16 protein-coding genes are annotated in these 12,785 nt (G+C 72.3%); 10 read left to right on the forward strand and 6 right to left on the reverse strand.

Annotated elements, in window-relative coordinates:
- Nucleotides 1-12 precede the first annotated feature (12 nt).
- The 3 genes from IEY30_RS10345 to IEY30_RS10355 are packed head-to-tail and all read right to left on the reverse strand — an operon-like array spanning nt 13 to nt 1,355.
- A complete protein-coding gene (locus IEY30_RS10345) occupies nt 13-453 on the reverse strand; it encodes a VOC family protein (RefSeq protein ID WP_030193654.1) in 441 nt (146 codons plus the stop codon).
- 6 nt (nt 454-459) lie between these two features.
- The gene (locus IEY30_RS10350; RefSeq protein ID WP_030193653.1) at nt 460-966 is read right to left on the reverse strand and encodes an SRPBCC family protein; all 507 of its coding nucleotides are present in this window, start codon (nt 964-966) and stop codon (nt 460-462) included.
- Nucleotides 963-1,355, reverse strand: a complete 393-nt coding sequence (locus tag IEY30_RS10355) for an ArsR/SmtB family transcription factor (protein WP_030193651.1) — start codon at nt 1,353-1,355, stop codon at nt 963-965. The genes IEY30_RS10350 and IEY30_RS10355 overlap by 4 nt, the downstream gene beginning before the upstream one ends.
- 119 nt (nt 1,356-1,474) lie before the next feature.
- On the opposite strand from IEY30_RS10355, the gene IEY30_RS10360 reads away from it, so the two are divergent.
- From IEY30_RS10360 to IEY30_RS10375, 4 genes are read left to right on the forward strand one after another with little or no spacing between them, the layout of a single operon-like run.
- Nucleotides 1,475-1,870: a TOBE domain-containing protein gene (locus IEY30_RS10360; RefSeq protein WP_030193645.1), complete on the forward strand. Its 396-nt coding sequence runs from the start codon at nt 1,475-1,477 to the stop codon at nt 1,868-1,870.
- Between the two features lie 20 nt (nt 1,871-1,890).
- On the forward strand, nt 1,891-2,724 hold the full coding sequence (modA, locus tag IEY30_RS10365) for a molybdate ABC transporter substrate-binding protein (RefSeq protein ID WP_030193643.1): 834 nt from the start codon (nt 1,891-1,893) through the stop codon (nt 2,722-2,724).
- A 37-nt stretch (nt 2,725-2,761) separates the two neighbouring features.
- Nucleotides 2,762-3,547 carry an ABC transporter permease gene (locus IEY30_RS10370; RefSeq protein WP_030193641.1) on the forward strand — a complete coding sequence of 262 codons (786 nt, stop codon included), beginning with the start codon at nt 2,762-2,764 and terminating at the stop codon, nt 3,545-3,547.
- Entirely contained in the window at nt 3,544-4,617 is a 1,074-nt protein-coding gene (locus IEY30_RS10375) for an ABC transporter ATP-binding protein (RefSeq protein WP_030193638.1), read from the forward strand. The genes IEY30_RS10370 and IEY30_RS10375 overlap by 4 nt, the downstream gene beginning before the upstream one ends.
- A gap of 28 nt (nt 4,618-4,645) precedes the next feature.
- Here the strand turns inward: IEY30_RS10375 and IEY30_RS10380 are convergent, their stop codons facing one another.
- A complete protein-coding gene (locus IEY30_RS10380) occupies nt 4,646-5,977 on the reverse strand; it encodes an MFS transporter (protein WP_229674944.1) in 1,332 nt (443 codons plus the stop codon).
- A 160-nt stretch (nt 5,978-6,137) separates the two neighbouring features.
- On the opposite strand from IEY30_RS10380, the gene IEY30_RS10385 reads away from it, so the two are divergent.
- The 3 genes from IEY30_RS10385 to arfB all read left to right on the forward strand — a co-directional run bounded on the left by IEY30_RS10385 (nt 6,138) and on the right by arfB (nt 8,648).
- Nucleotides 6,138-7,283 carry an acyl-CoA dehydrogenase family protein gene (locus IEY30_RS10385; protein WP_030193632.1) on the forward strand — a complete coding sequence of 382 codons (1,146 nt, stop codon included), beginning with the start codon at nt 6,138-6,140 and terminating at the stop codon, nt 7,281-7,283.
- A 41-nt stretch (nt 7,284-7,324) separates the two neighbouring features.
- Nucleotides 7,325-8,101: an SDR family NAD(P)-dependent oxidoreductase gene (locus IEY30_RS10390; RefSeq protein WP_030193629.1), complete on the forward strand. Its 777-nt coding sequence runs from the start codon at nt 7,325-7,327 to the stop codon at nt 8,099-8,101.
- A 91-nt stretch (nt 8,102-8,192) separates the two neighbouring features.
- On the forward strand, nt 8,193-8,648 hold the full coding sequence (gene arfB, locus IEY30_RS10395; RefSeq protein ID WP_030193626.1) for an alternative ribosome rescue aminoacyl-tRNA hydrolase ArfB: 456 nt from the start codon (nt 8,193-8,195) through the stop codon (nt 8,646-8,648).
- A 174-nt stretch (nt 8,649-8,822) separates the two neighbouring features.
- Here arfB and IEY30_RS10400 read toward each other — a convergent pair whose 3' ends face one another.
- The gene (locus IEY30_RS10400) at nt 8,823-9,149 is read right to left on the reverse strand and encodes a DUF952 domain-containing protein (RefSeq protein ID WP_030193623.1); all 327 of its coding nucleotides are present in this window, start codon (nt 9,147-9,149) and stop codon (nt 8,823-8,825) included.
- Nucleotides 9,150-9,285: 136 nt separating this feature from the next.
- Here IEY30_RS10400 and IEY30_RS10405 point away from each other — a divergent pair, with 136 nt between their 5' ends.
- The 3 genes from IEY30_RS10405 to IEY30_RS10415 all read left to right on the forward strand — a co-directional run bounded on the left by IEY30_RS10405 (nt 9,286) and on the right by IEY30_RS10415 (nt 12,028).
- Nucleotides 9,286-10,206, forward strand: coding sequence for an alpha/beta fold hydrolase (locus IEY30_RS10405; protein ID WP_052358285.1), 921 nt, complete (start codon nt 9,286-9,288; stop codon nt 10,204-10,206).
- 65 nt (nt 10,207-10,271) lie between these two features.
- The gene (locus tag IEY30_RS10410; protein ID WP_030193621.1) at nt 10,272-10,772 is read left to right on the forward strand and encodes a SigE family RNA polymerase sigma factor; all 501 of its coding nucleotides are present in this window, start codon (nt 10,272-10,274) and stop codon (nt 10,770-10,772) included.
- Entirely contained in the window at nt 10,769-12,028 is a 1,260-nt protein-coding gene (locus IEY30_RS10415) for a hypothetical protein (protein ID WP_030193620.1), read from the forward strand. Before IEY30_RS10410 ends, IEY30_RS10415 begins: the two co-directional genes overlap by 4 nt.
- 75 nt (nt 12,029-12,103) lie before the next feature.
- On the opposite strand, the gene IEY30_RS10420 is transcribed toward IEY30_RS10415, so the two are convergent.
- Nucleotides 12,104-12,778, reverse strand: a complete 675-nt coding sequence (locus tag IEY30_RS10420; RefSeq protein ID WP_030193619.1) for a Crp/Fnr family transcriptional regulator — start codon at nt 12,776-12,778, stop codon at nt 12,104-12,106.
- Nucleotides 12,779-12,785: the final 7 nt, after the last annotated feature.

Here is a 12,785-nt window from a genome sequence, read left to right on the forward strand (position 1 = left end):
GAGGAGTGCTGCTCAGTGCTCGAGGTCCTCGCCGAACCGGCCGCGCGCCTCGTGCGCGATGAGCGGCCGGTCGGCGCGCACCTTGAGCTCCTGCACGGCCCACGAGTTGCCGTCGAGGTCGGAGAAACCGAAGAAGGTGCCGCCGTCGCGCGGGTCGATGACCTGGATCTCCGAGCACTCGACGCCGCGCCCGACGAGCTCGGCCCGGGCCGCCTCGGCGTCGGCGACGACGAGCTGGATGCCGTGCAGCGACCCGGGCTCCATCGCCCGCTGCGCCGGCAGGTCGCCGACGACGATCGAGCAGCCCGAGCCACGTGGCGTCAGCTGGGCGACATGCATGTGCTCGTTCGTCGTGTCGTGGTCGAGGTCGAAGCCGACCTGGTCACGGTAGAAGGCGATCGCGGCATCCAGGTCCCTCACCGGGACGATGACGACCTCGAGGGTCCAGTCCACCGGGGATCAGCCCTGCGCGGGCACGGAGGAGGACGTGGACCGCTCGGCGACGAGCTCGTCGAGACGCTCGTAGCCCTCGGCCATGCCCTTCTCCATGCCGCTCTCGACCATCATGTCGCGGCCCTCGACGGTGCGACCGATGCTGCGCCCCTCGAGCCGGCACCGGCCGTCACCGAGGTCGACGAAGCGCATGAACTCGATGGCGACCTCGTCGGGCGCGCCCTCGAACTCGAAGGTCTGGATGGCGAGGTCGTTGTCGCGGACGGTGTGGAACGTGCCGTGGAAGCCGAACTCCATGCCCTCGGGGTTGCGGTGGGTGTAGCGGTAGCCGCCGCCCGAGGTGAAGTCCCAGCGCTCGATCTGCATCTCGTAGCCCCTCGGCCCGAGCCACTGTCGGACGAGCTCGGGGTCGCGGTGGGCATTGAAGACGACCCCGACGGGGGCGTCGAACTCGCGCGTGAAGTCGATCCACGGCACGCCGGCAGGAATGTCGAGGGTGAGGTGGTTGGTCATGACTGCTTCTCCTTGTCCGTGCTGATCTGTGTGGTCGCCCGGGCGCTGCCGGGTGCGGTGCTGTGTTCGAGGACCGCGTCGAGCGCGCGGAAGCGCTGCTCGGCGGCGAGCCGGTAGCGGTCGATCCAGGCCGTCATGGCCTCGAGCCGGGCGGCCTCGAGGTGCACGGGGCGCCGCTGCGCGTCACGGGTGCGGCTCACGAGGCCGGCCTGCTCGAGCACCTGGATGTGCTTGCTGACGGCCTGCTTGCTGATCTCGAACGGTTCGGCGAGCTCGTTGACGGTCGCGGCGCCCCGGCTGAGGCGAGCGATGATGGCGCGCCGGACGGGGTCGGCCAGAGCCGCGAAGGCGCGGTCGAGGTCGGCGTCCGAGACGGGCGGGAGAACCATGGTCAACTGACTCCTTGATCAACTAATAGGTTGATTACAACAGCGACTGCTCGCCCCGTCAAGCCCCTCGGGCCGGACATCACCTCGATAGCCGCAGATGCGGGTATAGAGTCGCCTTCATGCCGCATCTGCGTATCACCGAGGCTGCCGCGCTCCTCGGCGTCTCCGACGACACCGTCCGTCGCATGGTCGACTCAGGCCGCCTCGACGGCGCCACCGACGACGCCGGCCGCCGCACCGTCGACGGCGCCCAGCTCGCAGCCGTGGCCCAGGAGCTCGCGCATCCGGCTGCGGTCGGCACCATCGGGGGTGCGTCCGCCCGCAACCGGATGCGCGGCATCGTCACCGCCATCACCCAGGACATCGTGATGGCCAAGGTGGAGCTGCAGTGCGGCCCCTTCCGGATCGTCTCGCTGCTCTCGAGCGAGTCGGTCGACGACCTCGCCCTCGAAGTGGGCTCGGTCGCCGTGGCCAGCGTCAAGTCGACCCACGTCGTCGTGGAGGTCCCCGCATGAGCGCGCGCGGGAGCACGCGCGTGACCACGCTCCTCCCCCGAGCCCGGCGAGGTGCCCGCCGGCCAGTGGCGCCCACCGTCGTCGCGCTCGCGACCGCCGGCAGCCTCCTGCTCGCCGGCTGCGGCAGCACCACCCCCACCAGCGCCGACGGCGCCCGCCAGCCGGGGACGACCGGCACCTCGAGGGCCGACCTCCAGGGCACGGTCACGGTCCTGGCCGCGGCCTCGCTCACCGAGTCGTTCGACGCGCTGAAGAAGGACTTCGAGGCCGCCCACCCCGGCGTCACCGTCGAGACCTCCTACGGCTCGAGCGCGACCCTCGTGCAGCAGGTCGACAACGGCGCGCCCGCATCGGTCATCGCCCTGGCCGGGGCCACCGCGGCCGAGCCCCTCGACAAGAGCATGGTCAAGGACACGAAGACCTTCGCCACCAACGTCCTCGAGATCGCGGTGCCGCCGAGCAACCCTGCCGACGTCGCCTCGATCAACGACCTCGCGAAGCCCACGGTCAAGGTCGTGCTGTGTGCCGACACGGTGCCGTGCGGCAAGGCGGCCCAGGCGACCTTCACAAAGGCTCGCATCGTGCCCAACGTCGTGAGCAAGGAGGTCGACGTCAAGGCGACGCTCGCCAAGGTCAAGCTCGCCGAGGCCGATGCCGCCGTGGTCTACCACTCCGACGTCGTCGCGGCGAAGGACTCCGTCAAGGGCGTCGCGATCGAGCCGCAGCTCAACACGAGCCTCGCCTACCCCGTCATCACACTCGCCGACGACGCCGCCAGCCAGGCCTTCGTCGCCTACCTGCTGAGCGCCAAGGGCCTCGCCACGGTGCAGTCGTTCGGCTTCGGCGCGCCCTGAGCGCCGGGCTGTGCGGCCACCGGCAGGATGACGTGACATGAGGTATGCCGCCGGCTGGCGTTCGCGCGTCGCCCTCGGCATCCCTGCCGGGCTGGCTCTCCTGCTGCTCGTCGTCCCTCTCGTCGCGCTGATGCTCCGGGCCGACTGGGCGCGCGTCCCCTCCGACCTCGCGACGCCGACCGTCCTTCCGGCACTGCGCCTCTCGCTGACGACGACGTCCATCACCGCGGCGCTCTGCCTGCTGCTCGGCACCCCCCTGGCCTGGTTCCTCGCCCGCTCCGACCACCGCGCCACGAGCTGGGTGCGGGCGCTGCTCACCGTCCCGCTCGTGCTGCCCCCGGTCGTGGGCGGCGTGGCCCTGCTCATGACGTGGGGCCGCACCGGTCTCGTCGGCCAGCACCTGACGCCGTTCGGCATCCAGATCCCCTTCACCACCGTCGCGGTCGTGCTCGCCGAGACCTTCGTCGCGATGCCCTACTACGTGCTGGCCGTCGAGGGCGCCATGCGTGGCCTCGACCCCCGGCTCGAGGCGGTGGCGCGCACCCTCGGCGCGACCGACCTGCGCTACCTCCGCACCGTGGGCATCCCCCTCGTGCTGCCGGGCATCGCGAGCGGCCTGGCGCTCGCATGGGCGCGGGCCCTCGGCGAGTTCGGCGCGACCATCACCTTCGCCGGCAACTTCCAGGGCCGCACGCAGACCCTGCCGCTGCTCGTCTACGTCGAGCTCGAGCGCGACCCGCAGGTGGCGATCTCGATCAGCATCATGCTGCTCGCCGTCAGCGTGCTCGTGCTCGGTGTGCTCCGCGGGCGGTGGCTCCGGTGAGCGCACCCCGCAGCCACGCGGACGGTCTCGACGCGCGAGTCCGCCTGTCGCGCGGCACGATGGACCTCGACGTCCCCCTGACCGCCGAGCCCGGGCAGGTGATCGGCGTGCTCGGCCCCAACGGCGGTGGCAAGACGACCACGGTGCTGGCCCTCGCCGGCGTGCTGGCCCTCGAGGAGGGCCACGTCCGCGTCGGCGGTGACGTCTGGGACGACGGCCGCCGCCGCCTCGCACCCGAACGGCGCCGGGTCGGGCTCATGCTCGCCGACAGCCTCCTCTTCCCCCACCTGCGCGCCGTCGACAACGTCGCCTACGGCCCCCGCAGCCGCGGCGTAGACCACCACCGGGCCCGGGAGCGCGCCCACCTCGAGCTCGAGCGCGTGGGCCTCGCGGACCGTGCGGCGTCACGGCCGCGCGAGCTGTCGTCGGGCCAGCAGGCGCGGGTCGCCCTGGCCCGCGCCCTGGCGACCGACCCCGCGCTGCTGCTCCTCGACGAGCCGCTCGCGGCCCTCGACCCGGACACGCGCGCCCGCACGCGCAGCGACCTCGCGGCCCGCCTCACGGCATACGACGGGGTGACCGTCATCGTCACCCACGACCCGCTCGACGCGCTGACGCTCGCCGACCACCTCGTCTTCGTCGAGGACGGACGCGTCACCCAATCCGGCACCCCGGCCGAGGTGCTGAGCGAGCCGAGGAGCGCCTACGTCGGCACGGTGGTCGGCCTCAACCTGTATGCGGGACAAGGCGACTCGCACGGCCACGTGACCACGGTCAAGGGCGGCGTCGTCGTCACGACGAGCCCGACCGAGGGAAGTGTCTGGGCGACCGTGCCGCCGAGTGCGGTGTCCCTGCACCTCCACGAGCCCGAGGGCTCGCCGCGCAACGCGTGGCGGCTGCGCATCGCGTCGGTGACGATGCAGGGCCAGTCGGCGCGCGTCGGACTCGTCGGTGAGCTGCCGCTGACCGCGGAGGTGACGCTCGAGTCGGTCACGGCACTCGGCCTGCAGGTGGGCCAGGAGGTCTGGGCCGCGGTCAAGGCGACAGAGGTCCGCACCTACCCCCGCTGACCCGCCTACCCGCAGACTCCCCCTCCCCTCACTCGAGTGAGCGCTCCGCCCCACTCGAGTGAGCGCTCCGCCCCACCTCCGTGTGACGGGGCGCTCGCTCGACGGTGACGGGGCGCTCACTCGACGGGGTCGTGGCGTGGCGGACGCGGAGGAACGCGATGACCGATGGTGCCTGCACGACCGCGGCGACGACGAGCGCGACGGGGATCGTCGTCCGGGCCGCGAGGGCCCCGAGCGGCGGCCCGCCCGCGACCTGGCCGATGGCGTCGGCCTGGCCGTTCATCGACAGCACGGTGGCGCGGGTGGCGCCGTCGAGGTTGCGGTTGACCCACGTCGACTCGATCGGCGCGCTGAACGCCATCGCGGCGCCCCGCAGCCACACGCAGGCGAGGACGAGCCAGAGGTTGCCGAGCAGGGCGACACCGGCGACGGCCACGACCTGCGCCAGGGCTGCGAGCGCCACGGGCAGCCCGGGGTTGGTGTCGACGACGCGGCGCGGCAGCCAGCGACCGCTCGCGAGCGACGCGACGAGCGAGACGACCGTGCCGACGAGCGCGAAGACCGTGAACGCGACCACCTCGTCACCGCCGAAGACCGCCGGCATGCCGAAGGACTCGAGCACCCGCACCCGCCAGAGCCGGTCGAAGACCTCGCTCGCGAGACCGACGAGCAGGCTGACGAGGAGGAAGACGCGCACGACCTGACGGCTCCGCGCGATCCGCAGCCCCGAGACGAACTGGTCGCGCATGTGACCGAACGTCTCGCGGTCACCCCGCGGAGTCGGGTGGAAGTGCCGCTCCGGCATGACGACCCAGAGGCCGACGGCGAGCAGCATCAGGGTGACCCCGGCCGCGATGACCGGCGCGCGCAGGCCGAGGAGCCCGAGCGCTCCGGCGGCCAGCGTGCCGACGATGCTGAAGGTCAGGTCGATCTGGGTCTCGCGGGTGAAGACCGGCCCCACCGACTCCTCACCCACCTCGTCCGTGATCCACGCCTGCAGTGCCCCGGACGTGAACGTGTAGCCGATGCCCCAGACGATGTTGCCCACGATGGCCGCCGCGAAGGTCGCGACGATGCCCTCGAAGGCGAAGCCGGCGCCGATGAGGAAGAAGCCGATGATGACCGACACGCGCCGGCTGTGCAGGTCGGCCACGATCCCGGTCGGGACCTCGAAGAGGAAGCAGGTCGCCTCGAGCACCGTGCCGACCAGGACGAGCTGGAACGGGTCGAGGCCGACGACGCGGTACTGGAAGACGAGGTTGAGCGTGAAGCACGTGGCGAAGGCGAAGGCCGCGACGGCCGTCAGCACGTAGAAGGTGGACGTCGCGCCCGCCTCGCGCAGCGGACGCCGCAGGAGCATGAGCACGCATCGACGGTAGGGGTGGCGGTCCGCTCGCGTCCTCCCGTTTTCGAGGGCGTATGCCGCATGGCCGGGCCAGCGCGTCAGCTGCCGGCCCGCCGTGTGGGCCCACCGCGTCTCACACTTTGGACGAAATGCTCGGACGTCCTAGTATCTGACCATGCCAGCGACGAGGCTGATGCCGACCGACGAAGCCGCCGACCTGATCGAGCTGACCCGCGAGATCTGCCGCAAGGACCTCGCCCCGAAGGTCGACGACGCCGAACGCGCGCGCGCCTTCCCCGAGGAGACCTTCCGCACGCTCGGACGGGCCGGCCTGCTGTCGCTGCCCTACCCCGAGGAGTTCGGCGGCGCCGAGCAGCCCTACGAGGTCTACCTCCAGGTGATCGAGGAGATCGCGTCCGTCTGGATGAGCGTGGCGGTGGGGGTCAGCGTCCACGGCCTCACGGCCTACCCCGTCGCGACGTTCGGCACCCGGGAGCAGCAGGAGGCCCTCCTGCCGGGCATGCTCTCGGGCGACCAGCTCGGGGCGTACTGCCTGTCCGAGCCCCTCGCCGGCTCCGACATCGCGTCCATGACGACGCGTGCCACGCGGACCGACGACGGATGGACCCTCAAGGGCACCAAGGCCTGGATCTCCCACGCTGGCCACGCCGACTACTACACGACCTTCGCGCGCACGTCCGACGACGGCGGCAAGGGGCTGTCGACCTTCATCGTGCCGGGCGATGCCCCGGGGCTGTCGTTCGCCGAGCCCGAGCGCAAGATGGGCCTGCACTGCGACCCCGTCGCGCAGGTGATGTTCGACGGCGTGCCCGTCGACGGCGCCCGGCTCATCGGTCGCGAGGGCGACGGCATGAAGACGGCGCTCTCTGCCCTCGACGCCGGCCGCCTCGGGATCGCCGCTGCCGCAACGGGACTCGCGCAGGCGGCCCTGGACGCTGCCGCCTCCTACGCGAAGGAGCGCCAGCAGTTCGGCCGCCCCATCGCCGACTTCCAGGGACTCGCCTTCCTGGTCGCCGACATGGAGGCCGCGGTCACGGCCGCCCGTGCCACCTACCTGCACGCGGCGAGGCTCAAGGACGCCGGGCGCGCCTTCGGCAAGGAGGCCGCGGTCGCCAAGCTCGTCGCCACCGACGCGGCGATGAAGGTGACCACCGACGCCGTGCAGGTGCTCGGTGGCGCCGGCTACACCGAGGACTTCCCGCTCGAGCGCTACATGCGCGAGGCCAAGGTGACCCAGATCTTCGAGGGCACTAACCAGATCCAGCGCCTCGTCATCTCCCGTCAGCTGCTGACGCGCTGACCCGCTCCCCCCACCCACCGTCGAGGCCCGAAAGGCTTGTCATGCAGCTGAACTCGTCCACCGTCGCCGTCGTCACCGGGGGCGGCTCCGGCCTGGGTGGCGCCACCGCGCGTCGCCTCGTCGCCGACGGCGCGACCGTCGTCATCATCGACCTCGAGTCCTCGACCGCCCCGGCGCTCGTCGACGAGCTCAACGCCGATCGGGAGGGCAGCGCGGTCTTCGTCGCCGCGGACGTGCGCGACGAAGGCCAGGTGCAGGCCGCCATCGACCGTGCCACCGAGCTCGGCGAGCTGCGCATCGCCGTGAACTGCGCCGGGGTCGCGACCCCGGGCCGCGTCATCGGCCGTGGCGGCCCACTCTCCCTCGACACGTTCAGGACCGTCGTCGACATCAACCTCGTCGGGTCCTTCAACGTCATGCGTCTCGCGGCCGCGGCGATGCTCGGCAACGAGCCCGTCGACGGTGACCGGGGCGTCATCGTCAACACGGCGAGCATCGCCGCCTACGACGGCCAGATCGGCCAGGCCGCCTACGCCGCGAGCAAGGGCGGCATCGTCGGTCTCACCCTGTCGGCTGCACGAGACCTGGCGGACAAGGCGATCCGCGTGATGACCGTCGCGCCCGGCACGTTCGAGACGCCGATGCTCGCCGGCCTGCCGGGCGAGGTCAAGGAGATCCTCGAGAAGCAGGTGCCGCACCCGTCGCGCCTCGGCCGCCCGGAGGAGTACGCCAACCTCGTGCGCCACATCGTCGACAACCCCATGCTCAACGGCGAGGTCATCCGCCTCGACGGCGCCCTGCGCATGCCGCCTCGCTGATCTCGACCACGCGGGCTCGCACCTCGCACGCGACCGCGGGCCGCCTCCCCCGGGGAGGCGGCCCTCGGCGCGTCCCGGGCACAATGAAGAGGTGAACGAGCCCGGCGGTGACCTCGTGCTCGCGCCCGGCCCGGGGCTGCGGCAGGGGCTCGTCGTCCCCGCGGTCGAGCTCGTCGAACGGTTCAGCCGGTCGTCGGGTCCCGGTGGTCAGGGCGTCAACACCACGGACAGCCGGGTCGAGCTCGTCCTCGACGTCGAGTCCTCCGGGGCCTTCAGCCCGACCCAGCGGGAACGCGTCCTCACCGCCCTCGCCGGACGGCTCGTCGGCGGACGCATCACCGTCGTGGCCTCCGAGCACCGGTCCCAGCTGCGCAACCGGGCCGCGGCGCGAGACCGGCTCGCCGACCTGCTGCGCGAGGGTCTCGCTCCGCCACCACCCGCCCGGCGGGCGACCAAGCCGACCAAGGGGTCGCAGCGGCGGCGGGTCGAGGGCAAGAAGCGGCGGTCGCAGGTCAAGTCGGGACGGGGACGCGTCCAGCCCGAGTGACCGCCTGCGCCGGCCACTCGTGGCCTCTCGACGTTCGAGCGCCGGCCACTCGTGGCCTCTCGACGTTCGAGCGCCGGCCACTCGTGGCCTCTCGACGTTCGAGCGCCGGCCTCGTGGCCTCTCGACGTTCGCCCACGGGCCGTTCGTGGCCTCTCGACGGTTGAGGCGCGTGGGTCAGGCGTGGGGCGGGGCCAGGAGGGTCGTGTCGACGACGGCGTCGACCTCGATGGGGCCGTAGACGTGCGGGAAGGTCTCGCCCGTCGTGGGGTCACCGACCTCGTGCACGACGCGCGACGACAGCCGCGACTCGTCGATGTGCAGGAGCACGAGCGGCTCGGGGACGTCGGCGTAGAAGCGCGACCGCACGACGGGCCACTGCTGCTCCGACGAGGCGTGCACGAAGCCCTCCTCCGCGAGCGAGCGCCCCCGCGTCGACCGGGTGTAGCTGCCCTCGCGGAGGGCCTGCTGCCAGTGCGCCTGCTCGGCGAGGTGGTAGATCATGTCGCGCGACGCTACCAAGCGGACCTGCGAGGCGGTGAGGTGCGTCTCAGGTCCCGCCCGGCACCCTCGTGGAGAGGGACGCTGGAGGTGAGGACCGTTGCGGACCAACCGTCCCCAGCTGCACAGGGAGGCGAGCATGACCCAGACCCAGGAGACACGCGAGGACGCCGAGCTGCCCTACCCGCCGCACGTCGCCAACCTCCGCGGGCACGACCTGTCCTACGTCGACACCGGCGAGGGGTCCGCCATCCTCTTCATCCACGGGCTGCTGGGCTCCCACGAGAACTGGACCCACCTCGTCGACCGCCTCGACACCGACCACCGGGTCGTCATCCCGGACCTCTTCGGCCACGGCGCCTCGGCGAAGCCCGTCGGCGACTACTCGATCGGCTCGCACGCAGCCATCCTGCGCGACCTCATCGACCGGCTCGGAATCGAGCGCGTCACCCTCGTCGGCCACTCCCTCGGTGGCGGGATCGCCATGCAGTTCTGCTACCTCTTCCCCGAGCGCGTCGAGGCCCTCGTGCTCGTCTCCTCGGGCGGCCTGGGCCGCACCGTCAGCCCGTTGCTGCGCTCCGCCACGCTCCCCGGGGCCGAGCTCGTGCTGCCGGTCATCGCGTCCGCCTGGGTGCGCGAGCGGGTCGAGAGCGTCGGCCGCGCCGTCCGGGGGCTCGGCTGGCGCCCGAGCGCGGACGCGTCGGCAGCCTGGAAGGGGTTCACGTCCCTGTCGGACGCCGAGAGCCGCCGGGCCTTCCTCGCCACGACGCGCGGCGTCATCGACCCGGGAGGGCAGACGGTCAGCGCGCGGGGCCACCTGGCGACGGGCGAGCACATCCGCACCCTCGTCATCTGGGGCACGCGGGACCGGATGATCCCCGTGGGCCACGCCGAGCGGGCCAACGAGATCTTCCCCGGGGCCGAGGTCGTGCTGTTCGATGGCGCCGGCCACTTCCCGCACCTCGAGCAGCCCGACCGCTTCGCCAGTGTCCTCGAGCGCTTCATCCACTCCGCCGCATCCCCACCCCCGGGGTCGACCCTTGAGGAAGATCGTCCCTGACGACAACCTCCGGGCGCGCCCACCGCGTCGAGGGTGCGTAGAGACCTCGCAGACGGGGGACGACCGTGGGAGACACCGAACGGGAGGCCGACTTCTCGGCCTACGTGCGAGCGCGACAGGGCTCGCTCGCACGCTTCGCCTACCTGCTCACCGGTGACCCGCACAGCGCCCAGGACCTGCTGCAGTCCTCTCTCGCGAAGGTGTACGGCAGGTGGGACCACATCAGCACGGTCGAAGCGCCGGACGCCTACGTCCGCAAGGTCATGGTCAACGAGCACACCACGTGGTGGCGCCGCGCCTGGCGTCACCGGGAGCGCACCGACAGCGAGCTGATCCGCGTCCTCGACCCGGCGGCCGCGCCCGAGACCGCGCACGACGCCGAGCTGTGGGCCCACGTGTGCTCGCTCGCACCCCAGCAACGGGCCGCGGTGGTCCTGCGCTACTACGAGGACCTCTCCGAGGCCCAGACCGCCGAGATCCTCGGTGTCTCCGTCGGCACCGTCAAGAGCCACACGAGCCGGGCGCTCAGCTCCTTGCGCCGCACCATGAAGGAGGTCACGTCGTGACCACGACCGACCACGAGAACGAGCTCCAGACCCTCCTGCGGCAGCGCGCCGCGGGTGTCGAGGTGTCCGGTGACTTCGGGCCCGTCGCCGTCGCGCGGCGGCGCCGGGACCAGCGCACGCGTGCCGCCCTCGCCGCCGCTGCCGCCGTGGCCGTCGTCGCGGTGGCGGTGCCGGTCCTGTGGTTGAGCGACCGAGACCCCTCGCCACCGGTCCCCGCCCTCCCGACGGCGACGACCTCGCTCCCCACCCCGAGCGGCTCCGTCCGCAGCACCTCGCCGACCGACCTCCCCTCGTCGACTGCTGCGACGGTCCCGTCACCGTCCGTCGCCACCCGGGCCGACGCCTACGCCCTCGACGACACGATCCGCTTCGGCGACACGGTGGTCCAGCTCGAGAAGGGGACCGTCGTCGAGAGTCTCGCCGTCCTCGCCAACGGTGGCTTCGTCCTCCAGTCACACCTGTCGACCGGCTCCTCGCAGAGCGAGATGGAGATCCTGTCCCCCACCGGTCGCACGGTCCGCGCCCTCGGCGCGTCCGGGACGTATGCCGTGTCACCCGACGGCACGCGCGTGCTGGCAAAGGACGGCACCGGGGACACCCTCGTGGTCTATGCGCCCGACGGCACCGTGGTCGGCCAGCGTCGGGACGCCCGAGAGGTCGGCGCGGTGGTCCGGGGCGTCGCCTACCTCAACGGCGACTCCGCGCAGGGCTCGCTGAGGTGGGACCTCGCCACGGGTGACACGAGCCCGCTCCCGGCGCACCTCGTCGCCGTCTCGCCCGACGGGACCCGGGCGGCCCTCCAGTGGACCGTCACCACCGACGCGCAGGACGAGGTCTGCTGGTCGGTCGTCGACCTCACCAGGCCGCGCTTCCCCCAGACGGTCGAGAAGTGCGGACCGGGCGAGAACCCGACGATGTTCATGCCGACCGCGTTCTCCAGCAAGGGCACCTACCTCGTGGGCTCCCACTACGTCGACGGCGGGTTCTGGTTCAGCGCAGGCGTGGTCCGGGTCGCCGACGGCACCGTGGTCCTCGGCGGGACCGGAGCTGCGCTCGTGTCCGGGTGGAGCTGGCACCTCGACGACGACGAGTCGACGGTGGTGATCTCGCGCAACACCTCCCGGCCGGTGTCACCCGCCACGAGCAACGCCCTCCAGAGGTGCTCGCTCGACCTGGCGTGCACCGACGTGCAACCGCGGGTCGCGCTTCGAGACCGGGGCGGTCTCACCGAGCCCCGCTACGTCGTGTCCCGGTAGAGGGTCCATCCGCCGGCGGACCTGTGGCGGGAGCCGGAGCAGAGCGCAGGTATGCCGTGTGCCCGCGCCGGGCGGCTACCCGCGGCCGCCCGCGTGGCGCAGGGCGGTGGGGTCGAGGACGGTGACGCGTCCACGGTCGAGGGCGACCACTCCGGACGCCTCGAGGCGGCGCAGGACCCGGTTCGCGGTGGGCCGGGTGACCCCGGCGAGCTCGGCGAGCGCCGTCTGGTTGAGGGGCACAGCCACGGGCGAGATCACTTGAGCGCCATGGGAGTAGACGCCGCACAACGCCACCAGGCTCCGCACGACGCGGAGCTCCGCGGGCGTGTGCAGGGCCTCCATGAGGGCCTCGCTGAGCCGGTTGACCCGAGCGGCCAGCAGCCGGACGAGGAGCCGGCTGACCTCGGGGTGGCGAGCGCAGAGCCGCTCGAAGTCGGCGTAGCGGAGCGCCAGCGTCACGGTCGGCTCGACGGCCTCGATCGTCGCAGTCCGACGGCCACCGCGCACGATCATCGCCAGCTCCCCGAAGGCCTGCCCCGGTCCCATCACCGAGTACGCGAGGCGGTCGCCGTGCTCGGAGGACCGTTGGGCCACGACCCGGCCCTCGACGACGAAGTGCACGGAGTCGGCGGCGTCACCCTCGTGGAAGACGACGTCGCCCGCGGCATACGTGTGCCGGTGCATGCTCGCCACGACGTGCCGGCGCTCCTCGGGCGCGAGGTCCGACAGCAGGCCGAGGTCGACGTTCACGGGCCCG

This window comes from Terrabacter tumescens (assembly GCF_014646815.1).
In the GTDB taxonomy this organism is placed as follows: Bacteria; Actinomycetota; Actinomycetes; order Actinomycetales; family Dermatophilaceae; genus Terrabacter; species Terrabacter tumescens.